Raw genomic sequence first — 20,034 nt, 5'->3', positions numbered from 1 at the left:
CTGGATGGTTGGCATCGTTACAACGCAGCCGAAGCTCATGGACTAGATTGCCCATCGGTTGAATTGGCCGCTGGCGTAGACCCGCGCACCTTTGTTCTGGCGCAGAACAGGGCGCGTCGGCACATTACCGCCGCGCAGTTGGCAATGTCTGCAACGGCGGTTTATGCATGGTATCCCCACGGCGGAAACCAATCCGCACTGAGTGCGGATCGCTCAAAGACAACCGCGGAGCTGGCTGAGATTTCCGGGGCTGGACGGCGCACTATTGAGCAAGCCAAAACAGTACAGCGCACCGGTACACCCGAAGTGCAAGAGGCTGTGCGCCGTGGCGATATTGGTTTGCCCAAAGCCGCCAAGATTGCCGCGATGCCTGCCGCCGAGCAAGCTGCCGCTATTGCCCAGCCGCTGCCTAAAGCCACGCCCCAGCCCGCCCACGACGACGGCGCACCCGACGAGGCCGAACTGCAATCCGTGGCCGCAGCCGAAACCGCGCAGCAAGAAACCATGGCTTTGCTACTTGCCAGCGATGCCCCATTAGCTGCTGCCGCCGAAGAAAACACCCGCCTGCGCCTGCAAGTGGTGCAACTTTCGGCCCGCATCGTCGGCCTGCAAAACAAAGAACTTGAACTGGTGCGGATGCTCAAGAGCCGCGACCGGGTGATTGCCAAGCTGGAAAAGGAAAAGGCGGCTGCATGATGGACTTGTTCACCGATACCCCCAACTACGCTAGCGCGACCTTCCCGGAGCCGCGCCCGTTTCAGGCCTCCGCGCACCAGGCATTGCGCGATGGCGCGAAGGCGGGGCATCGGTGCCAGTTGGTCATGGCCCCCACCGGGGCCGGTAAGAGCTACCTGGGCCTACGTATCATCCATGAAGCGCTGGTGAAGGGCAAAAAAGCGGTGTTTGTGTGCGACCGCACGACGCTAATTAACCAAACCTCCGAAGCCGCCGACAAGTACGACCTGAGCGCTCACGGTGTTATGCAGGCCAGCCACTGGCGCACCAACTACAGCGCACCGTTCCAGATTGCCAGTGCCCAAACTTTGGCCCGGCGCGAGTGGCCTGACGCGGATGTGATCGTGATTGACGAAGCGCACACCCAAATGGCCGCCTGGGTCAACCATATTCCCAACTGCCGTGCGCACGTGGTGGGCCTGAGTGCTACACCTTTTAGTGCGGGCCTGTCCAAGCTGTTTAGCAACCTGGTAAACGCCACCACCATGCACGACCTGACCGTATCCGGCGTGCTGGTGCCCATGCGCATCATGAGCTGCACGCGTGCCGATATGACGGGCGCAGAAACTGCGGGCGGCGAGTGGACCGACCGGGCCGCCGAAGAGCGCGGCATGGGCATCGTGGGTGATGTGGTGGCCGAGTGGATCAAGCACGCAGGCAACCGCAAGACGATTGTTTTCGGAGCCACGATCAAGCACTGCGAAGAACTGTGCCGCCAGTTCAACGAGATTGGCGTGATGGCTGCGGTGTTCACAAGCAACACCCTACCCACCGAGCGCGAGTTTTTGTTGAAGGAGTACAAAAAGCACAATTCCACCCTGCGCGTGCTGGTGTCCGTGGAAGCCTTGGCTAAGGGCTTTGACGTGCCGGATGTGGGATGTGTGGTGGATTGCCGCCCGCTGCGCAAGTCGCTATCGACCGCGATCCAAATGTGGGGCCGTGGCTTGCGCAGTTCGCCCGATACCGGGAAAACTGAGTGCCTGCTGCTGGACCACAGCGGAAATATTGGCCGGTTTGCCGAGGACTACACCGACATTTACTTTAACGGCCTGGCCGCACTGGATGCGGGCGACAAGTTGGACAAGGCGATTCGCCGCGACGACGACGCCAAGGAAAAGAACGGTTGCCCAGCCTGTGGCTACAAGCCTTTTTACAAGCGCTGCATGAGCTGCGGCCACGAGAAGCAAGAGGCTTCGGTAGTCGAAGTGCTGCCCGGCGAGATGCGGGAAATCATGCTGGGCAAAAAGAAGGTTGCCGACGATTCGCGCCACCTATGGGAGCAAGCTTGCAGCTATGCCCGCGCTCACAGTGCGCCCGAAAAGCAGCGCGCACGCGCTTACTACCTGTTCCGTGACATGGCCGGTATCGAGCCGCCCAAAGACTGGCACATGAGCGATACGCCCAATGTGCAGATCACCCGTAATTTCTTGAACAAAGTGCAGGCCAAGAACATTGCGTTCAGCAAGGCCCGCCAGGCGGTGGCCGCATGAGCTTTGAACTGTTCGCACACATTCACGGCCTGGCAATTCCTAGGCTGTTTGCAGCCGACAAGGTGCAGCGCTGCCCCACGGTGGACAAGCCACGCAGCAAAAATGGGGCTTGGTTTTGGGACGGCCTCAAGGGCTGGGTGAGCGATTGGGCGCAGGGTGGAGAAATCCATTGGTACGACAACCCGAACGCCAAGACCCTAAGCGATGCCGACCGCCTCGCCTGGGCACAGCGCAAGCAGGCCGCACAGCAGCGGCAGGAAAACGGCTGGGTAATGGCTGCGCGCCGGGCCGACAGCATCCTGCGCGATACCGAATTGAAAACGCATGACTACCTCATGCGCAAGGGCTTGCCCGACACGCTGGGCCTGGTGGACCCGGACGGCGCGCTGATTGTGCCCATGCGCAACCTTGCCACGAATGCAGTGCAAGGCGTGCAAGTGGTGCGCTGGCTGGGCGACGAAATGCGTTGGGAAAAGAAGATGTTGCCAGGGATGCGCGCAAAAGGTGCCGTGCTGCGCCTGGGTTCCAAAACCGCTCAGGAGCTGTTTTTGTGCGAAGGGTATGCCACGGGCCTATCTATCGAAATGGCGCTGCGCCAGTGCCGGTTTAACGCCTCCGTGCTGGTGTGCTTCTCTGACTCCAATCTCGTGCAAGTCGCCTCCATGGTGCACGGCCGGGCCTTTGTTGTAGCTGACCACGATGCAAGCGGCGCAGGGCAGAAAGCAGCGGAGAAAACCGGCCTACGCACCTGTATGTCGCCGGTCATGGGGGAAGACGCAAACGACCTGCATAAGCGCGCTGGGCTACTGGCGCTATGCCAGATGGTGATGGCGGTACGCATGACATAGGTGGGTGCAACCAAGCACCTTGCCGGTCGGCCAGTAATTAACGACAGCAGCAAGGGAAGAGCGGGGGACTGTGAGGAAGTTCTGAAACACCCCGGCAGGCGGCGAAGGCAGCACCTGTGAACGATAAGGCTACCGGGTCATGTAACTGCGAGAGGCAAGTACGTGTGAAGGCCAAGCCTAAGGAGGCGAGGTCTGTCCAGCTCAAGGCAATGAATCGGATTAGGTGTTTGGTATTGGATGTTTAAGGAGCCATCAATGGAATTAGGAGGAGATTGGAACGATGCAGAAATATCGGCATTTGCCCGCCGCCAAGTGCGGTTGGAAAAGATGGGCTTGCCTTTGGTGGAGGCTGAAAAGCTGGCGCAAACGCTGCTGTACCGCGATAGGCCTGGTTCTAATGATGATCGCAAGCTGTGCCTGGAATGTGCGCATTTTGTGGAAGGCCGCTGCAAGAAAGGCCGGGCTGCATTGCCGTTTGTTTTGCAACGCTGCGAGAAGTTTTTGAAGGTAGGACGATGATCGCTATCACCAAGCCCAAGCACTGCAAGTGCTGCAAAAGCCTATTCACCCCAGCCCGCCCGCTGGCCCGCGTGTGCAGCCCGCTGTGTGCGCTGACCCTGGTACGGCAAGAGAGCGCCAAAAAGGCCAAGCTGCTGGAGTCGGCCAATCGCAAGGAGACTCGGGCCAAGTTGGAGAAGCTAAAGACCTGCGCCCAATTGGCACGTGAGACGCAGACGGCTTTTAACGCTTGGATACGCGCCCGTGACCACGGCCAACCCTGCATATCGTGCGGACGGCACCACCAAGGCCAGTATCACGCTGGGCATTACCTGAGTGTCGGCGCACGCCCAGAACTGCGCTACGAGCCGCTGAACGTGCATCTTCAATGCGCGCCGTGCAATACACACCTGTCGGGCAATGCAGTGTTGTTCCGCAAGGGGTTGGTGCGCAAATTGGGGATTGAGATTGTGGAATGGCTGGAAGGCCACCACCAGCCGACGCACTACGCCATAGAAGACCTCAAACACATCAAAAAGAACTACGCGGCAAAGGCCCGCGAACTTCTGAAAGCACAAGCATGAAGCACGCCAACATCGCCCAGCAGGGACACCGCTACAGCCTGGATGGCCGCGACGTACTTGCGTTGGACTCGGGCCACGTTGCACGTGTGGCTGAAATCCATATGGACAAGCCCTGGCCGCTGGGGCGAGAGCACACGGTCAAAGCTAGCTGGCTGGTGCCGCTGGGCATGGTGTATTTCGGTGGTGAGGTGCCTGCATGAGCGAACGCCTCACGATCCAGTGCTACGAGCCGCGACGGGCCAAAGTAGAAGTAGATGCGCTTTGGCTGCGACTCAAATCACTATTGATAGACGGGCATCGCATGGTGCTGGAGCTGCGACCCGAGAAGCGCAGCACTCCACAAAACCGCAAGCTGTGGGCCATGCTGGGCGAGATCGCCGCGCAAGTGGAGTGGCACGGCCAGAGCCTGGATGCAGAGGACTGGAAGCATATTCTCACGGCTAGCCTCAACAAGCAGCGCGCCGTGCCCGGGATTGATGGCGGCTTCGTAGTGCTTGGCACAAAGACCAGCCGTATGACCAAAGCGGAAATGTCGGACCTTATCGAGTTGATGCACGCATTCGGGGCAGAGCGCGGGGTGCGCTTCGCGGATGGGCAGATTGACCCGCACACCGGGGAGATTCTGCAATGAACACCGCCACCCACCGCAACGGCTGCCATGACCGCAAGCCTTTAAAGGAATCCGTACACGTGCCGGACGGTTGGTTCATAGATGGGGTAACACGGGTATCAATGATGGTTGCCTCGCCGTTCCGCATGGCCCGCGACTGCCAGTACACCAAGACCGCGCTTGGCCAGGCTGACGCAGGCTGTAGTGCCTGCAAGTGGCGTGTCGTGCAATGAAGTGCGCCAGCTGCCACCGATTGCTTAGCACTGCCGCTGCTACGGTGGGCCGCGCTGTTTTTGGCCCAGTTTGTGCCAAAAAAATGAATCTTATTGCTACTAAAAAAAGAGCATATAGCGCACTAATGGTAAGGGCTAAGCCCAAATACCAGGAAGAAAACCAAATAGATTTATTTGAGGAAACGACGCAATGAAAACTATTACTAAAGGCCGAACTATGAAGGGGAATTTTTATGCGCTATAAAAAAACGCCAATGCTTACGCATCCAATATCGACAGCTCAGTTTGCATCGGCTGAAGCCCCTTTGCTTGGCATGCTGTACATCGTAGAGGTCAATGTAAGAGATCAATCAACGGGTGAAACAGCGAAACACAAACTGCTTTTGGTGGGCTGTGAAGCGGATGATATTGAGAGAAAGATGAAGTGGATTTTTGATACGGGAAACGTTTCCGTTGTAATCAAAGGATTTGAGAAAGTTCGCGAGAAAGTGCATTTTTTAAGCACCGTAATTACAAAGGACACATCTGCAATCGGGCCGGTACTTATGCGAGATGAAGGTTCTTTTGCTGTGAAGCAATTCAGCCCGCAGGTTACAGAGTCATACAACCCCAAGCTCTTTGCAGTGGGAATCACAACGACCATGCTTGCTAAAGACTCTGAGCACGCCTTACGCAAAGTCGCTACAGCCATTATGAATCGGGCGACTGTTGGAAAGTCCCACACAGGCGCGCAGTTGCATGATCAATCCACTGTCGTGGTGGAAGAAGTACCGAAATCCAGTGGATTTGCTACAGCTCGGGATGTCTCGAATGAAGTGAATCGCGCTCATATTTTCAGATCCTGAGCACAAACAGAAAAGCCCCGGACCGACCAAAGTACAAGGGCTTTTCAACTATCGCATTGCGCGCCAGATTTTAATTGAAAGGGACGCAATGAACACTACGACTGAAGCACCTGGCATTGATGAGCAATATATAAACGCTTGCCACACCTCGAATTTACGCGTAGAGGCGGACCGCAAGGGGGCGGCGGATGTGATCATTGCTGCAGGCATGAGCCCAAGCCGCTTTGGAGCCGCTCTGCTGCGCTTGCATTCGGAGTGGGACGGCTGCGAGAAGCCGCGCAAGTGGTCGACCGCGTTGGTGGCGGAGTGGGCGGAATGGTTGGCCGAACCGAAACCCACACCCGAAGCGCGCCGATTGGCTGCTGTCCAGGCGCAGGCCCAAGCCCATCAGTCCTATCTGCACGAAATGGGCATCCTGTTCGGAAAGCTCAAAACCATGCCGGTCGTGCGCGCGCAGGTGGTGCTGGAGCTGCGCAAGTGGGGCGTTTCAGATGCTGAGACCGTAGGCCCTGCAATATTGATGCATTGGCTGGATGCCGTATGCCACCCATGCGGAGGTTTGAAGTTCTTGCCGATACCCAACACGCCCGCTTTGTCGAAAAACCGGTGCAAGGCGTGTGCAGGTTCTGGCATCAGCCGCGTGCCACACGAGGAGGTCGGCAAGCGGATGGAGAATTTCCTGGACGACAGCACGCACAGCGCGCGGCAACAAATCAGCAAACGCTTGCGCAATATGATGAATCGCGATTAGAATTGCCACCGCCGATGGCAGAGAATGCTAATTCTCTCGTCCGGCAACTCTCCGACGAATGCCCGTAGCAACAGCCTGGCAATTGCCTGTAGCGACTGCGGTAGACATGAGTGGACAGCCGACTTTAAATTTCAGCGCGGTGGAGCAGCCTGGTAGCTCGTTGGGCTCATAACCCAAAGGTCGGGGGTTCAAATCCCTCTCGCGCATCCCTTTAGCCCTCACGGTTCACGCCCTGTGGGTTTTTTGCTTTCCGCTGCGGCTCGGTCTCCCAACATCCAGGCCATGTGCCATTTGTGACTGCAGCCCAGCAACTACAACCCCGAAGCCACTGGAAACCTGAGCCAGGCCACCACGGGTAAATGGTGGCTACATTCGCCGACTGCACCCCCGGAATCAGGAGCGGTGCGAACGGTTGCCCTTGCGCTCCCCCATGGGGGCGTAAATCCGAAGGGGCATTGCTGCTGCGTGCAGAGAAGGGGCAGCGATGGCAGGAAGAAAATCAAAACTGAGTGAAGTGCAATGGAAGGACGTAGAGCAGCGCATGCTGGCGGGCGAATCAGTGCGCTCGATTGCCAAGTCTTACGGGGTCTCTGAAACGGCCATCAGACTTCGCAAATCTTCGCAAGTGAAAGATATAAAAACCGTTGCAAATCAAATACTTGCGACGGAAATAGCTTTTAAAGCTTTGCCCATTGCTTCGCAAATCTCCGCACATAACCTCGCAGACGATTTACGCGCTATCAGCACGCATTTGGCAGGGGCGGGGAAGTACGGCGCAGCGACCGCGCACCGGTTGTCGGGCATTGCGCACTGCAAGGTGCAAGAGATTGACGATGCCGCCCCGCTGGACGCGGACAGCCTGAAAGCGCTCAAGGGCGTGGCGGTGCTGACTAAGCTGGCAAACGACTCCAGCCAGATCGGGTTGAACCTGCTCGCGGCAAACAAGGACATGCTGGCCGAATCACTGCGGCTCAAGGCTAAAGAGGTGTGGGCGTTCGAGGTCATTGAATATGAGCCTGACGCTTAGAGCCAGAGCCAGCGGGCCGCAAACGGAGTTTGTCAACTGCAAAGACCAGTTCCCGGCGATGGTCGCGGGGTTCGGCAGTGGCAAGACCCAGGCGGCGATTTTGCGGGCGTTAAAGCTCAAGTTTGAGAACCCCAGGCAGGACGTGGCGTATTACCTGCCCACGTATGACCTGGTGCGCATGATCGGCTATCCGCGCTTCAGTGAGACGCTGGGTGAAGCAGATATCAAGCACACGCTGAACAAGTCAGAGCACGTTATCAGCATCCCTGACAAGGGCCGGATCATTTTCCGCACGCTGGACAACCCTGCGCGCATTGTGGGCTACGAAGTCGCTGACAGCATCGTTGACGAGCTGGACACGCTCAAGCAAGACGATGCAGAGCACGCGTGGCGACAGATCATTGCGCGCAACAGGCAAAAGAAGCCCAGTGGTGCGCTGAATACGGTGGCGGTGGCGACTACACCCGAGGGCTTCCGCTTCGTCTACGACCGCTGGGCCAAGAACCCCGAAGAGGGCTACCGGTTGATCCGGGCCAGCACGTACAGCAACCAGCGCAACCTGCCCGCAGGCTATGTGGAGTCGCTCAAGCGCTCGTACCCGCCGCAGTTGATCGCCGCGTACCTCGAAGGGCAGTTCGTCAACCTGGTGGCCGGCGCGGTGTATCCCGATTTCGACCGGGCCAAGAACCACACGGACGAGACGATCGAGGCGGGCGAAGAGCTGCACATCGGGCTGGATTTCAACGTCTACAACTGCACGGCAGCGGTGAGCGTGGTGCGCAATGACCGCCCGCGTGTGCTGTTCGAGCTGGTCAAGATGCGGGACACCCCGCACGTGGTCGATACGATCAAAGAGAAGTTCCCGCACCGTCGCATCACGATTTACCCGGATGCCAGCGGTGCCAGTAACAAGACGGTGAACGCTACCGAATCGGACATTTCGCTACTCAAGCGAGCCGGTTTCGGCGTTTCCGTGCCGAACAGCAACCCGTTTGTCAAAGAGCGGGTGATGGCGGTGAATGCGCTGCTGTGCAACTCCTTGCAAGAGCGCGCACTGTTGATAAATACAGTCCTGGCTCCTACGGTGACCGAGTGCCTGGAACAGCAGATTTACGACGACAACCAAGAGCCCGACAAAAAAGCGGGCAAAGACCATGCGCCCGATGCGCTGGGCTATTTCATCCACCGGCTGTGGCCGATTGTCAAACCCACTATGTCCCGTGTGGCCCAACTGCCGCATATCGGACGCTGACCCGCTTATGTTCAAAACCATCACAGCAAAAATTGAGCGAGACCGCGACTATCCGCAACGTCAGTTCGATATCGACATGCTGACGCGGGTGTTGGAAGGCCGTCTGTACGGCCATCTGAAATACGATTTTCATCAAGAAAAGATCGACGGGATTGGTGAGTACATCCCTCTGCGCGACCGCCGTCCCAGTGTGCGCTACGCCCTGAGCCGGGTGGTGGTGGACGATGCGGTATCACTGCTATTCAGCGAGGGGCACTTTCCCGCCCCGGTGTGTGACGACGAGCCCAGCCAAGACATGCTGGCCGAGATCATCAAAGAGACGCGGCTGAACGAAGTCATGATCGAGGCCGCCACGGTGGGCAGCGTTGGCAGTGTTGCGGTGCTGATGCGCGTGCTGTCGTTTCGGGTGTTCTTTTCCGTGTTCAACACGCAATTTCTGACCCCGACGTGGAAAGCCGACGCGCCCGACACGCTGGCGATGGTGACCGAGCAGTACAAGGTCAAGGGTGAGGTATTCGCGGCTAGCGGCTACACCATTCCCGCAGACAAGCTGTCAACCGACTTTTGGTTTCGGCGCGACTGGACCGAGGTCGAGGAAACCTGGTACATGCCCGCCGAGCTGCCCGTACTGGCTGGCGAAGCGGTCGCCTGGGTGCGTGATGCAGCCAAAAGCACGCCGCACAAGCTAGGATTTGTGCCCATGGTGTGGGTCAAGAACCTGCCCGGTGGCAATGGCATTGACGGGCGGTGCACGTTTCCGAGCGAGACGATTGATACGCAGATCGAAATTGATTACCAGCTGTCGCAAGCCGGGCGCGGACTTAAGTACAGCTCCGACCCGACTCTGCTGCTGAAAGAACCAGCCGTAGACAACGACGGGAAAATGGTCAAGGGCGGCGGTAACGCCCTGATCGTCGGCAAAGAGGGCGATGCCAAGCTGCTGGAGATCAATGGCACCGCCGCCCAGGCCGTACTAGAGTACGTCAAGGGCCTGCGCGAAATGGCGTTGGAATCGGCGCACGGCAACCGCTCCAACGCCGACAAACTGAGCGCGGCTCAGTCTGGCCGGGCCATGGAGTTGATGATGCAGCCGCTGATCTGGCTGGCCGACAAGCTGCGAATCAGCTATGGAGAAGGCGCATTGCTGGACTTGCTGCGCATGGTAGTGGCGGCCTCGGGCAAGTTTGCGTTGGTGAAGAAAGATAGCAGCAAAGTAGGCGTTTTGAGCGCCGACAAGCCGCTGTCGCTGCGCTGGCCCGCGTGGTTTGCCCCTACATATGCGGACAAGCAAACCCAGTCGTTGACGCTGAACACGCTGTGCACCACCGGCCTGCTGTCACGCGAGACCGCTGTGCAGTCGCTGGCCAGCGATTACGACATTGAAGACGTGCAGGCCGAGCTAGCTCTGATCAAAGCCGACCCCATGACACCCCCGCCCCCAGCAGATGGGAAAGTCAACCCAGACGCTAACGACAACTAGCCCGCTTTCACGCCCAATTTTTAAGGTTTTCCATGATCTATACCAGCTTTCTTGCCAACAAAATCAGTGATTGGCTGCGCCGTGGCCAGGCTTACACGCCTCCGACCACTGCCTACAGCCTGGGTCTACTAACTACGACCAAGGGCCCGCGCGGCAACAGCACGGTGTATGTGCTGAACGACACCATCAGCTTGACCGCTAACGACGCCAAAACGCACATGTACAAGTGCACCACGGCGGGTACCAGTGCTGCGGCCCAGGCAACGTTGTATCCGGGCGCGTTCAACGAGGCCATTACGGACGGCACGGCGGTGTTCACAGAGCAAACCTCTGCCCTTCGCGCCGGTATCGGTGGCGTAGTGGTCGAAGCGGCTTACACCGGGTATGCCCGCTCCAATACAGCCGCCTCGCTGGCGAATTGGGCGGGTACGCAGGGCGCGGGCACCACCGTGGCATCGTCTGGCACCGGTGCACCGGCCAGCAGCAACAACGCCACGGTGACCTTCGGCACAGCAGCGACTTCGGGCACCACTTTCGTGTGGGCGGTCGCCACTTTTGACGCGACCACGGCGGGCAATATGCTGGAGATCGACCCGATGGCCACCGCTAAAACCATCAATAACGGCGACCCGGCCCCCACGATAGCGGCAGGAGCGCTATTGCTGGCCATTGACAACTAAGGCCCGTTATGACGCTGCTCGACGAGATCAAAGCGAAGTGCCCGGCCCTGGTGCTGGCAGCCCGCGAGGCCCAGGCGATTGCCACAGCCGTTAGCGTAGACCGCGTGCGCATGGGCAGCGTCCAGCGTGCCGACTTTGCGATGTGGGCGGCTGTGAACGGCATGCGGTCGAAGATCGAAGATCACGCAGCTAATACGCAGTCGCCTCTGCGCGATGCGGCGCTAGCTTGCCGTGACTTGATCCTCGGCGCTGCCAACTCTATCGACTTCTCCCTTGCGCAAAACCAGTACATGCTGGGCGCGTGGGTGCAAGTCGGCGCTCTGACGCAGGCGCAGGCTGAAACGCTGCTCGCACTGGCAACCAAGCCCGACCCGATAACAGAATTTGATGTGCGCTGTGCTCTCTGGGCAACAGACGGCACTTGGCTGGGAGGCTAAAAAATGGCAGCAACAAAAACAGCAAAGACGCTGCTCACTTCGCAGTCTCTGGGTGCGACTGCGTCCGTCAACTCCACCGAGTGGAACATGGGCGTGGTCTATGGCGGCATAGTAGGGGTCAAGCTGACTAATGGCACCACCGCACCTACAACAGCTCCAATTGTCAAGATCTATATCGGTGAGGCCACAGGCGTCAAACGGCTGCTATACCAGGCTGCGGGGGACGTTGTAAACAGCAGCGTCAATGACATTGTGTGCGAGATCCCAGCGTCAGCCATGTTTGTAAATATCACGGTGGTCAATGGCGCGACTAACGCAATCACCACCGAAGCCTACGGCCAAGAGCTGACGACGATCTAAGCAATGGTAAAGCGTTACACGCAGCCGCAGAGCGGACCCGCTACAGCAAATCCAGCTTGGCAGGTCGCCCACCTATGGGGCCCCAATCTCGGGGGGCGTATGGTGTTGCGCGATTGCGCAGGCAAAGGTGACGGGGTATTTGGTGCAGCCAGCAGTGGATCTGAACCCAGCGGCATAAGGTGGACACTTGGACCAACAGGGTACTATTTGCTTGCTGATAACAGCGGCACTGGTACAGTGGTTTCAACCGATGCATTACTTGGTAATGCGTCAGGGTCTGCCGGTCCATCGGGCAATACGTTCACCATCGCCGCCCGCATTCGATTTGCGTCCTTGGGCGTGCAGACGATCTACTCAGGGGGTAACGGCGGCGTAAGTTTCCGCATGAGCGGAAATAACAAGCTGCAGCTTTTAGTCGCTGGCATAGCATCCATCGGGGAGAGCACAGCAAGCCTTTCTGTCGGCATAGACTACGATCTCGTTGCAAGCTACGACGGTTCAACAGCCTTTTTCTATGTCAACGGCATACTTGCTGGAAGCTCTGCTAGCGCTCAAACTTTTAATCACGCACAGCAGCACTGTCTTGGCTGGTATCAGCCAGTGGCCGGTGAGCGTTGGGGTAACGGAACCCAGCTCTACCAGCTCGCCGTGTTCAACCGGGCGCTATCTGGCTTTGAAGCCAAGGCACTAACAGGCCAAGGCTTCTGGCAGCTTTTCGCCCCCACGCGCCCGGTCTTCAATGCCTCGGTGGCTGGTGGCGCAGCGCTGTCGGGCAGTAATGCCGCATCCACCTCGGCCAGCGCCAGTCTCACCACGGCCATCAATCTCGCGGCCAGTGCCAGCGCCAAGACGGCCAGCAGCGCAGGCTTGACGACCAGCATCGCTTTGGCAGGCAGTAATTCCGCTACCATGACTGGATTAAGCGCACTGGGCACGCAGATAGCCCTGGCGGCAAGCAATACGGCAGTGACAAGTGCTACGGCGGCGCTGTCTACGGGGATCACACTGCAGGCTAGCAACGCGGCGACTACATCGGCCTCTGCCACGCTGGCGGGGTCAGGCACGCTACAGGCGAGCAATGCGGCGACGACGGGCGGCAGTGCGGCGTTAACCACCGCTATCACGATCGCCGCAGCGGCCAGCGCCAGTACCTCGGCTTCGGCGGCGTTGCCGACCAGTGTAAATGTAACGGCGACGAACAGCGCGACCAGCAGCAGCAGTGCAGCCCTTGCGACGGCGATTCAGCTGGCCGGGCAGGCTGCAGCGGCGGGCAGTAGCTCGGCGAGCTTGAGTACTGCTATTCAATTGGTAGCATCTGCCGCAGCCACCACATCGGCTAGCGCCACATTGACCGTCGGTAGTGCACCCTGGTCGGCAGCGGCCACCGCGTCCACGATGGCGACGGTGAATTTGAGCACGCAGATACGGCTGACTGCAACGAATGCGGCGGCCACCTCGGCCAGCGCAGACCTGCTGATCGGCACCTTGGCCAAAGACCCGCGCTACATCGTGAGCGCAGAAGCCCGGCTGTTTTCCCTGTCCGTCAGTGCCCGCCCCTTTGGGATGGCTGCCAGTGCGCGGCCTTTTTCCGTGGCTATCAGCCAGCGACCTTGGAAGGTAGTAGCCACATGAAGACATTTAGCGACCCGAAAGACCCGGTAGAAAAGATCGTGCTGACATTCGATTTCACGCTGGCGCTGGCCACGGGTGAGTCGGTGATTGCCGTGCCCACCCCCACCATCGCCGTGCGCAGTGGAAGCGACGGTGCGCCGTCTGCCATGCTGGCCGGAACCGCCACGATTGATGCCAGCGGCAAGATGGTGCTGGTGCCCGTACAGGGCGGCCTCGACATGACGGACTACCTGATCAAAGTGCTGGCCACGACCAGCAACCCCCTTAAAGCCCCGGCCCTGGTCGGCTTGCTCGCAGTACGGTCTTAGACCTTTTTTAGTTTCTCAACCAGCCCGCTCGATGCGGGTTTTTTTTATTGGAGTGGCTGATGCCCCGATTCCTTAAGCGATACCCCCTCTTTAACGCCGACCCCGGTGCACCCGGTGGCGGCAGTGCTGCACCGGCTGTCCCTCCCGCCACGCCGCCTGCGTCGTTCTCTGCTGAGTACGTTAAAGAGTTGCGCGAAGAAAACAAGTCCTGGCGGCTCAAGGCCCAGACGACCGAGCAGGAGCGTGACAACTTCAAGACGGCGGCTGATAAAGCGATGGTGGATGCCAAAGAGGTGTCCACCGCTGCCCAGGCGGCGGCCGACCAGCGGGTCATCCGCGCGGAGTTGAAAACAGTGGCGCTGAAAGCGGGTATGGTGGACCTGGACGGCTTGAAATTAGCCGACCTGTCCACCGTCAAGCTGGACGACAAGGGTGAAGTAGAGGGCGCAGATGCGCTGATCGACGCGCTCAAGAAAGCCAAGCCTTATCTGTTCGCCACCCCGCAGCACACCAGCACGCCTGGCGCTGCGCCCCCTAGCACCCCCCCCGCAGCCAAGAAGGCCAGCGAGATGACCCCGGCGGAATACGCCGTTGGCCGCGCCCAGTTCAAGCGCTAGCACCCCCACCCGCCCCAGCCTGATGGCTGCGGGCAACCCATCACCGTTGACGGCGCACACGCGCCACCCATCGGGGCAAGACGCCCAGGGGATTTATCCACCCCCTAGGAGCTTTCTATGCCCGTTCAAAATATGCCCGCGTCCCTGCAAAATGCAGTCCAGACCGGCTTCCTCGAAACCGAATTCCAAACCGGTTTGACTTCTGCCATCGGCTACCGCGCTATCGCGGACGCTGAACCCGTCTCGATCAATGTCGGTGAAACCGTCACCAAGACCCGTGCTGGCCTCAAAGCCCCGGTGACCACGCCGCTGAATGCCAGCGGCAACACCAACTTGGACAACGGCATGACCCCGACGGCCCAGGCTATCGAGCAGTACACGCTGGGCATCGACCAGTACGGCGACACCATCGACCTGAACATCATCACGTCGCAAGTTGGTATTGCCAACCAGTTTTTGCTGAACGCCCGCACCAATGGCATCCAGGCCCGCCAGTCGCTGGACCGCTTGGCCCGCAATGCGCTTTTTGCCGGGTATATGGGTGGCAACACCCGCGTACGTGTGACCCTGGGTTCGCCTGCGGCCACGGTGTCGGTCGATGATGTGCGCGGCTTTGAAACTGTGCTGGGCACCGGCTCCAGTGCCGGTAAGTACGTGGCCGTCTCGGGCACGTACACCGCTGCTGTGCTGGTCGGCCTCAACGTCTACACACTGATCGGCACCGCCCGCGACGGCTCCAACGTGTCCACTACCCCCGGTGGCTTCTCGGGCACGTTGACCTTTTCGGGCAACGTGACCACCGCCGACGGTACGGCGCTGAACATCGCTTCGCACGCCAATTGCCCCGTGCTGGTGCGGCCTAACGGCAAGTGGAAGAGTGGCTCCGCGCTGGGTATTGCGACTGCCACCCCTGCGCTGGTGGCCGCCGATACGCTGACCTTGTCGGTGATTGAAGATGCGATTGCCAACCTGCGAAACAACACCGGTATGCAAGACCAGTTGTTCAATCTGTACCTCGACAACATTTCGATGCGCCAGCTTTTTTCGGACAACGATTTCAAGCTGATGTACCAGGGCCAGTACGGTTCGGCAGAAGCGCAGCGCGGTAAGGTATTTCAGTTGATGGGGGCGAATTTCATCCCCACCACCGAAGCGCTGACCCAGGTGCACCCCACCAACTCCGCACTGACCGTGCGCCGCCCCATCCTGTGTGCCCCTGGCGCGCTGGTGGAGGGCGACTTTGCGGGCATGGCCAACAAGGCGCATGAGATCACCGATGGCAATTCCGAGATCCAAATGATCGACGGCGTAGCCCAGGTGATCCGCGGCCCGATTGACCGCTTGCAACAGATCATCGGCCAGTCCTGGTTCTGGATTGGTGGCTTCGTGGCGCCGACCGATGCCACTGCGACCACCCTGATCATTCCGACCGCTGGCGCGCAGTATTTGAAGCGCGCTGTGGTGATTGAGCACTGCTAATTAGCTAGGGCTCCAGCCTGAAGGGGCTGCCTACGGGCGGCCCCTTTGTGACGCAGCTTTGCACCTAGGACACACCATGACCGACGACAACCCCCCCACTATTGCCCTCGATGTAACCGCTGCTGAGGTGGCCACCCCAACCCCCGTGGAAACTGCTCCTGTGGAGAAGGTACACCTTCGCCGCCAGCGCAAACAACAGACTATGAACGTGGTCACGGCCCAGATGCAGGATGAAACTGTCATCACCGACGACCTCGCAGATGCGCTGCCCGTCAGCGTGACTTTGGCCGCACCGTACGGTTTCTACGCCGACGATGGCCAGTACTACGCGTGGGCCGCTGGGCAAATCGTGGTCGATGCCGCAGAAATCGCCATTCTGGTGGCGCGCGGTGCCATCTTCGAGGTGGAGTAAATGGCTTTCACCGATCCCGAAAAGACCGATATCCGCCGTTTTTGCGGTTACGGCGCGTTTGGTGGTGGCCAGCCGCTGCCTGCGTCGGGCTACCGTTTCTCCACCCAGTACGGCGTGTTGGAGTACAAGCTCAACACCTTGGGCGCGTCCGAAGAATCGGTAACCCGCTCGATCTACTTGGCCAGCCTGGCCTTGCTGGAAACTGACATCATCGGCGCGACCGGCATCCGGGCCAATCTGGATACCGATGCGGCGGCGGTGTGGACGCACAACAAAGACGAGTACCGGGACCGCAAGCGGCTGTTTGACGGCACGCGGCGCGAACTGTGCAACTTTCTGGGCATCGCGCCCGGCCCCAGTCTGGGTGCTGGCGGTGGTATCACGCTGGTGGTGTGAGATGGACGGCCCCACGATCCAGGCCCGCGTTTACGGCGGGTATGCGAAGGCGGCCCGGGTGATCGGTGTCGCCTTTGACCAATACCGGCCCCTGACGGCGGCATCCCCCTTGGGTAACAAGGTGTCTACCGTCAAGATGGCGTTGAACTCGGGCAAGCAATACACCTTTTCCTCGCCCAACGAATACGGCGACCCGACTTGGTTGGCCCTAATCGACGATGCCAGCGTGCTGACCGGGGATTACCTAGTGGGCAATAACGGCGGCTACAACATCGGCACCTACTTCATCGCGGGTAAGCAGTTTTTGCTACCGGTGCTGGCGATTGAGTGCAACCGCAGTCTGCGTGTCAGCCGCCAAGTGAGCAGCACTAGCTTGGGCGCAGTGGACTACAGCGGCAGCAGCGCGGCCAACGAGGTCAATATCCTAGGCGCGCCAGGGGCGCTGTGGCCTGCGTCAATTCTGTTTGGCGGCAAGTCGCAGCAAGGTTTGAAGCTGGCTGCGGGCACTAAGCAAACCGGCTGGAAAATTTTGCTACCGCCGTCAGTACCGGCCAGCGTTGTACTGACGGCTAGCGATATCGTGACCGATGACCTGGGGCGGCGCTACGTGATCGACGGGGCCGAGCTGACCGACCTGGGTTGGCGTATCAGCGCAAACGAGTTACACACCTGATGGCTGACTTCACCGATGTAGCCAATGTGTTGCGTGACACCCTCTCTGCCGCCGTGTACCCCAATGGCACCGGCGCGGCCTCCGTGGTGGGCTTTGGCGTGCAGGTCTATCAAGGCTGGCCTCAACCGGAAAAGCTCGATGCCGACCTGAAAGCCGGGATTGGCCATATTTCGGTGTGGCCCACGCCCTCCGAACAGCCCAGCCAAGCGCATTTCCCGGAATGGCAAACCCTGAGCACCAGCCCGGCCACCCTGACGGGTACGGTCAGTGCGCAAACGGTGTCCCTGGGCGGCACGGTAACGGCGGGGCAGGTGGCGGCGCTACTGGCAGACGGCAAGGCCTATCCCTACGCCGTGCAAGCTGGCGATACGCTGGCCACGATTGCCACCGCGCTGGCGGCCGGCATGACGGCGGCAGGCATGGCGGCCACTGCAGCCGGGCCCGTTGTGACGCTCGCCAGCGCCAAACGCATCGTGTTTCGGTCGGGTGGCACGGGGGTAAGCATCCGGGAGTTGCGCCGCCAGTCTCGGGTGTTCCAGATCGGCTGCTGGGCCAACGACCACAGCAAACGCGATGCCCTAGCGGTGCTTGTAGATACCGCGCTCGGGGCCAATTGGCGGGTTCTGTTGCCCGATGGCGCTTACGGCAATGTCACCTATCAAGGCTCCAGCCAACACGACGAGAGCCAGAAACAACTGGTTTACCGGCGCGACATTTTGTATGCCGTGGAGTACGCCACCACCCAGACCCGCACCGATGCGCAGGTACTGATCGAGAACTTCAATACCCAGGCGGCAACGGTGATCGCTGCGTCTGTTCCTGTGCAAACCACCAACTTTTAAAGGCTCCCCATGAAATTAGTCGCTACCCAGTCTTTTGGCCCTTACGTCAAAGGCGATGACATCACCGACCCGCAAGCCATTGCCGAGATTTTGGCGGGCGAGAACGCTGCCAACGTGGTCAAGACCGCCGCTACACCGCCTACGCCGCCCGCCGAGTAAGGCCAACCCGCCACCCCCCCACACAACCACCTTCGGGTGGTTTTTTCGTTTCTAGGCCGCCATTGCGCGGCTTTTTTCATTTCTGGAGAGAAATATGCCAGTTGTCCAAAGCGGCTCCCTGAACACCACCGCCCTGGTGGTGCCTGATCTCTATGTCCAAATCGTGCCGCCCAGCGTGACCCTGCTGAACGGCGTACCCAGCAACATCGTCGGCATTGTCGGCACATCCGCCTGGGGGCCGGTGAATTCGCCAGTGGTCCTGGGTTCGATGGCGGACTACGCCTACAACTTCGGCGCGATTCAGAACCGCAAGTACGACATGGGCACGATCATGGCCACCGCCGTGATGCAAGGGGCCAACAACTTCCGGGGTGTGCGCGTCTCCGATGGCTCGGATGTGGCCGCTTCGGTGGTGGTTCTGACCAACTGCTTGACCCTGACCGGCAAGTACACCGGCACGCTGGGCAATAGCCTGGTGGTCTCGGTCAGCGCCGGTTCTGCCACCAATACCCAGCGCGTCACCGTGGCGCTGCCGGGCCAGGCCGCCGAGGTGTTCGACAACATCGGCGCGGGCTTGTCCGGCAGCGCCTTGTGGGCTGCCATAGCGACCGCTATCAACAGCGGCAACAGCCCATTCCGGGGGCCGTCCAACTTTGTAGTGGCTTCTGCGGGCGTGGGCGTGACGGCTCCGGCCATCGCTTCCTACACGCTGGTGGGTGGCACCGACGGTGTAGCGGCCATCACCGCCTCGGTGCTGCTGGGGGTGGATACCACGACCCGCACCGGCATGTACGCGCTGCGCAATACCGGCTGCAGCATCGGTGTACTGGCAGATTGCGACACCTCGACCAGTTGGACCACCCAGGTGGCTTACGGCTACAGCGAAGGCACCTACATGATTTTGGTGGGGCCGTCGGGCGACACCGTGTCCAACGCAGTGACCGTCAAAGCCACGGCGGGCATTGATGCCTACATCGCCAAGTACCTGCATGGTGATTGGATTTACTTTACCGACACGGTGAACGGCGTGGTGCGCCTGGTCAGCCCACAGGGCTTCATTGCGGGCATGATGGGCAACCAATCGCCAGAACAATCCACGCTGAACAAGCCGTTGCAAGGCGTGGTTGGCACCCAGCGCAGCTACTCCAACCGGGTTTACAGCACGGCCGAACTGACGCTGCTGGGCCAGGCCGGTATCGACGTCATCACCAATCCGGTGCCGGGCGGTGCGTACTTCGGTGCCCGCTTTGGCCACAACACCAGCTCCAACCCGGTGACCAACGGCGATAACTACACGCGCATGACCAATTACCTGGCCTACACGTTCAACGCGGGCATGGGCAAGTTTGTGGGCCGGTTGCAGTCCAGCCAGGCCACCGACCCGCTGCGCGCCCAGTGCGGGGCCACCCTGGCGGCGTTTCTGGAGGCCATGAAGGGCCAGAAGCAACTCGATGACTACAGCGTGCAGTGCGACCTGGGTAACAACCCAGCCAACCGCATCGCCCTGGGCTACCTGCAGGCCGATGTGAAGGTGCGCTACCTGGCCGTGGTCGAAAAGTTCCTGATCAATTTGGAAGGCGGCCAATCGGTCCAGATCGCTCGCACCTCCACCACCGCCACGGTGTAACCCACCCGTCCACCCCTCCCCAAGCCGCCTTAGTGCGGCTTTTTGCATTTCTGGAGTAC

General features: G+C 59.8%; 26 protein-coding genes and 1 tRNA gene. All 27 read left to right on the top strand.

Translation table 11 applies throughout. The annotated features are described in order from the left end of the window. Positions 1-306 precede the first annotated feature (306 nt). Positions 307-696, top strand: coding sequence for a hypothetical protein (locus AC097L_RS06310; RefSeq protein ID WP_479585412.1), 390 nt, complete (start codon positions 307-309; stop codon positions 694-696). Then, on the top strand, positions 693-2,225 hold the full coding sequence (locus AC097L_RS06305; RefSeq protein ID WP_479585411.1) for a DEAD/DEAH box helicase: 1,533 nt from the start codon (positions 693-695) through the stop codon (positions 2,223-2,225). Before AC097L_RS06310 ends, AC097L_RS06305 begins: the two co-directional genes overlap by 4 nt. Then, a complete protein-coding gene (locus tag AC097L_RS06300) occupies positions 2,222-3,073 on the top strand; it encodes a toprim domain-containing protein (RefSeq protein ID WP_479585410.1) in 852 nt (283 codons plus the stop codon). Before AC097L_RS06305 ends, AC097L_RS06300 begins: the two co-directional genes overlap by 4 nt. Before the next feature lie 237 nt (positions 3,074-3,310). Further along, on the top strand, positions 3,311-3,592 hold the full coding sequence (locus tag AC097L_RS06295; RefSeq protein WP_479585409.1) for a hypothetical protein: 282 nt from the start codon (positions 3,311-3,313) through the stop codon (positions 3,590-3,592). Continuing rightward, a complete protein-coding gene (locus tag AC097L_RS06290; protein ID WP_479585408.1) occupies positions 3,589-4,155 on the top strand; it encodes a recombination protein NinG in 567 nt (188 codons plus the stop codon). Before AC097L_RS06295 ends, AC097L_RS06290 begins: the two co-directional genes overlap by 4 nt. Further along, positions 4,152-4,355, top strand: coding sequence for a hypothetical protein (locus AC097L_RS06285; protein ID WP_479585407.1), 204 nt, complete (start codon positions 4,152-4,154; stop codon positions 4,353-4,355). The genes AC097L_RS06290 and AC097L_RS06285 overlap by 4 nt, the downstream gene beginning before the upstream one ends. Then, positions 4,352-4,786, top strand: a complete 435-nt coding sequence (locus tag AC097L_RS06280) for a recombination protein NinB (RefSeq protein WP_479585406.1) — start codon at positions 4,352-4,354, stop codon at positions 4,784-4,786. The genes AC097L_RS06285 and AC097L_RS06280 overlap by 4 nt, the downstream gene beginning before the upstream one ends. Further along, positions 4,783-4,998: a hypothetical protein gene (locus AC097L_RS06275; RefSeq protein ID WP_479585405.1), complete on the top strand. Its 216-nt coding sequence runs from the start codon at positions 4,783-4,785 to the stop codon at positions 4,996-4,998. Before AC097L_RS06280 ends, AC097L_RS06275 begins: the two co-directional genes overlap by 4 nt. A gap of 233 nt (positions 4,999-5,231) precedes the next feature. Further along, positions 5,232-5,843 (top strand): hypothetical protein, encoded by a 612-nt coding sequence (locus AC097L_RS06270; protein WP_479585404.1) that lies wholly within the window; start codon positions 5,232-5,234, stop codon positions 5,841-5,843. Positions 5,844-5,931: 88 nt separating this feature from the next. After that, the gene (locus tag AC097L_RS06265; RefSeq protein WP_479585403.1) at positions 5,932-6,594 is read left to right on the top strand and encodes a hypothetical protein; all 663 of its coding nucleotides are present in this window, start codon (positions 5,932-5,934) and stop codon (positions 6,592-6,594) included. A gap of 133 nt (positions 6,595-6,727) precedes the next feature. Beyond that, positions 6,728-6,801 (top strand) — tRNA-Met (locus tag AC097L_RS06260). Positions 6,802-7,078: 277 nt separating this feature from the next. Continuing rightward, a complete protein-coding gene (locus tag AC097L_RS06255) occupies positions 7,079-7,621 on the top strand; it encodes a helix-turn-helix domain-containing protein (RefSeq protein WP_479585402.1) in 543 nt (180 codons plus the stop codon). Next, a complete protein-coding gene (locus AC097L_RS06250; RefSeq protein WP_479585401.1) occupies positions 7,605-8,873 on the top strand; it encodes a phage terminase large subunit in 1,269 nt (422 codons plus the stop codon). The genes AC097L_RS06255 and AC097L_RS06250 overlap by 17 nt, the downstream gene beginning before the upstream one ends. 7 nt (positions 8,874-8,880) lie before the next feature. Further along, on the top strand, positions 8,881-10,353 hold the full coding sequence (locus AC097L_RS06245) for a phage portal protein (protein ID WP_479585400.1): 1,473 nt from the start codon (positions 8,881-8,883) through the stop codon (positions 10,351-10,353). Between the two features lie 32 nt (positions 10,354-10,385). Continuing rightward, a complete protein-coding gene (locus AC097L_RS06240; protein WP_479585399.1) occupies positions 10,386-11,033 on the top strand; it encodes a phage tail fiber protein in 648 nt (215 codons plus the stop codon). Between the two features lie 8 nt (positions 11,034-11,041). After that, positions 11,042-11,470, top strand: coding sequence for a hypothetical protein (locus AC097L_RS06235; protein WP_479585398.1), 429 nt, complete (start codon positions 11,042-11,044; stop codon positions 11,468-11,470). Between the two features lie 3 nt (positions 11,471-11,473). Next, positions 11,474-11,830: a hypothetical protein gene (locus AC097L_RS06230; protein WP_479585397.1), complete on the top strand. Its 357-nt coding sequence runs from the start codon at positions 11,474-11,476 to the stop codon at positions 11,828-11,830. A gap of 207 nt (positions 11,831-12,037) precedes the next feature. Further along, a complete protein-coding gene (locus AC097L_RS06225) occupies positions 12,038-13,462 on the top strand; it encodes a LamG-like jellyroll fold domain-containing protein (protein ID WP_479585396.1) in 1,425 nt (474 codons plus the stop codon). Then, positions 13,459-13,770 (top strand): phage fiber-tail adaptor protein, encoded by a 312-nt coding sequence (locus tag AC097L_RS06220; protein WP_479585395.1) that lies wholly within the window; start codon positions 13,459-13,461, stop codon positions 13,768-13,770. The genes AC097L_RS06225 and AC097L_RS06220 overlap by 4 nt, the downstream gene beginning before the upstream one ends. 59 nt (positions 13,771-13,829) lie before the next feature. Beyond that, on the top strand, positions 13,830-14,387 hold the full coding sequence (locus AC097L_RS06215) for a phage scaffolding protein (protein WP_479585394.1): 558 nt from the start codon (positions 13,830-13,832) through the stop codon (positions 14,385-14,387). Positions 14,388-14,504: 117 nt separating this feature from the next. Further along, entirely contained in the window at positions 14,505-15,866 is a 1,362-nt protein-coding gene (locus tag AC097L_RS06210) for a major capsid protein (RefSeq protein WP_479585393.1), read from the top strand. A gap of 76 nt (positions 15,867-15,942) precedes the next feature. Beyond that, positions 15,943-16,278 carry a hypothetical protein gene (locus AC097L_RS06205; RefSeq protein ID WP_479585392.1) on the top strand — a complete coding sequence of 112 codons (336 nt, stop codon included), beginning with the start codon at positions 15,943-15,945 and terminating at the stop codon, positions 16,276-16,278. Beyond that, entirely contained in the window at positions 16,279-16,674 is a 396-nt protein-coding gene (locus AC097L_RS06200; protein WP_479585391.1) for a hypothetical protein, read from the top strand. 1 nt (position 16,675) lies between these two features. Beyond that, entirely contained in the window at positions 16,676-17,347 is a 672-nt protein-coding gene (locus tag AC097L_RS06195) for a hypothetical protein (RefSeq protein ID WP_479585390.1), read from the top strand. Next, on the top strand, positions 17,347-18,189 hold the full coding sequence (locus AC097L_RS06190; RefSeq protein WP_479585389.1) for a hypothetical protein: 843 nt from the start codon (positions 17,347-17,349) through the stop codon (positions 18,187-18,189). Before AC097L_RS06195 ends, AC097L_RS06190 begins: the two co-directional genes overlap by 1 nt. A 9-nt stretch (positions 18,190-18,198) precedes the next feature. Further along, positions 18,199-18,348 carry a hypothetical protein gene (locus AC097L_RS06185; protein ID WP_479585388.1) on the top strand — a complete coding sequence of 50 codons (150 nt, stop codon included), beginning with the start codon at positions 18,199-18,201 and terminating at the stop codon, positions 18,346-18,348. Positions 18,349-18,442: 94 nt separating this feature from the next. Next, a complete protein-coding gene (locus AC097L_RS06180) occupies positions 18,443-19,975 on the top strand; it encodes a phage tail protein (RefSeq protein ID WP_479585387.1) in 1,533 nt (510 codons plus the stop codon). The last annotated feature ends 59 nt before the right edge of the window (positions 19,976-20,034 follow it).

Source organism: Rhodoferax sp. RT5P35 (assembly GCF_056521385.1).
This window is presented reverse-complemented; position numbering and strand designations above follow the sequence as displayed.

Bases quoted from the DNA above. Each gene is read 5' to 3' on its own strand.
- AC097L_RS06230 (WP_479585397.1), top strand. From the start codon at position 11,474: ATGGCAGCAACAAAAACAGCAAAGACGCTGCTCACTTCGCAGTCTCTG.
- AC097L_RS06250 (WP_479585401.1), top strand. From the start codon at position 7,605: ATGAGCCTGACGCTTAGAGCCAGAGCCAGCGGGCCGCAAACGGAGTTT.
- AC097L_RS06180 (WP_479585387.1), top strand. From the start codon at position 18,443: ATGCCAGTTGTCCAAAGCGGCTCCCTGAACACCACCGCCCTGGTGGTG.
- AC097L_RS06220 (WP_479585395.1), top strand. From the start codon at position 13,459: ATGAAGACATTTAGCGACCCGAAAGACCCGGTAGAAAAGATCGTGCTG.
- AC097L_RS06265 (WP_479585403.1), top strand. From the start codon at position 5,932: ATGAACACTACGACTGAAGCACCTGGCATTGATGAGCAATATATAAAC.
- AC097L_RS06290 (WP_479585408.1), top strand. From the start codon at position 3,589: ATGATCGCTATCACCAAGCCCAAGCACTGCAAGTGCTGCAAAAGCCTA.
- AC097L_RS06305 (WP_479585411.1), top strand. From the start codon at position 693: ATGATGGACTTGTTCACCGATACCCCCAACTACGCTAGCGCGACCTTC.
- AC097L_RS06280 (WP_479585406.1), top strand. From the start codon at position 4,352: ATGAGCGAACGCCTCACGATCCAGTGCTACGAGCCGCGACGGGCCAAA.
- AC097L_RS06215 (WP_479585394.1), top strand. From the start codon at position 13,830: ATGCCCCGATTCCTTAAGCGATACCCCCTCTTTAACGCCGACCCCGGT.
- AC097L_RS06185 (WP_479585388.1), top strand. From the start codon at position 18,199: ATGAAATTAGTCGCTACCCAGTCTTTTGGCCCTTACGTCAAAGGCGAT.
- AC097L_RS06285 (WP_479585407.1), top strand. From the start codon at position 4,152: ATGAAGCACGCCAACATCGCCCAGCAGGGACACCGCTACAGCCTGGAT.
- AC097L_RS06275 (WP_479585405.1), top strand. From the start codon at position 4,783: ATGAACACCGCCACCCACCGCAACGGCTGCCATGACCGCAAGCCTTTA.
- AC097L_RS06210 (WP_479585393.1), top strand. From the start codon at position 14,505: ATGCCCGTTCAAAATATGCCCGCGTCCCTGCAAAATGCAGTCCAGACC.
- AC097L_RS06245 (WP_479585400.1), top strand. From the start codon at position 8,881: ATGTTCAAAACCATCACAGCAAAAATTGAGCGAGACCGCGACTATCCG.
- AC097L_RS06195 (WP_479585390.1), top strand. From the start codon at position 16,676: ATGGACGGCCCCACGATCCAGGCCCGCGTTTACGGCGGGTATGCGAAG.
- AC097L_RS06255 (WP_479585402.1), top strand. From the start codon at position 7,079: ATGGCAGGAAGAAAATCAAAACTGAGTGAAGTGCAATGGAAGGACGTA.
- AC097L_RS06235 (WP_479585398.1), top strand. From the start codon at position 11,042: ATGACGCTGCTCGACGAGATCAAAGCGAAGTGCCCGGCCCTGGTGCTG.
- AC097L_RS06300 (WP_479585410.1), top strand. From the start codon at position 2,222: ATGAGCTTTGAACTGTTCGCACACATTCACGGCCTGGCAATTCCTAGG.
- AC097L_RS06240 (WP_479585399.1), top strand. From the start codon at position 10,386: ATGATCTATACCAGCTTTCTTGCCAACAAAATCAGTGATTGGCTGCGC.
- AC097L_RS06190 (WP_479585389.1), top strand. From the start codon at position 17,347: ATGGCTGACTTCACCGATGTAGCCAATGTGTTGCGTGACACCCTCTCT.
- AC097L_RS06205 (WP_479585392.1), top strand. From the start codon at position 15,943: ATGACCGACGACAACCCCCCCACTATTGCCCTCGATGTAACCGCTGCT.
- AC097L_RS06295 (WP_479585409.1), top strand. From the start codon at position 3,311: ATGTTTAAGGAGCCATCAATGGAATTAGGAGGAGATTGGAACGATGCA.
- AC097L_RS06270 (WP_479585404.1), top strand. From the start codon at position 5,232: ATGCGCTATAAAAAAACGCCAATGCTTACGCATCCAATATCGACAGCT.
- AC097L_RS06200 (WP_479585391.1), top strand. From the start codon at position 16,279: ATGGCTTTCACCGATCCCGAAAAGACCGATATCCGCCGTTTTTGCGGT.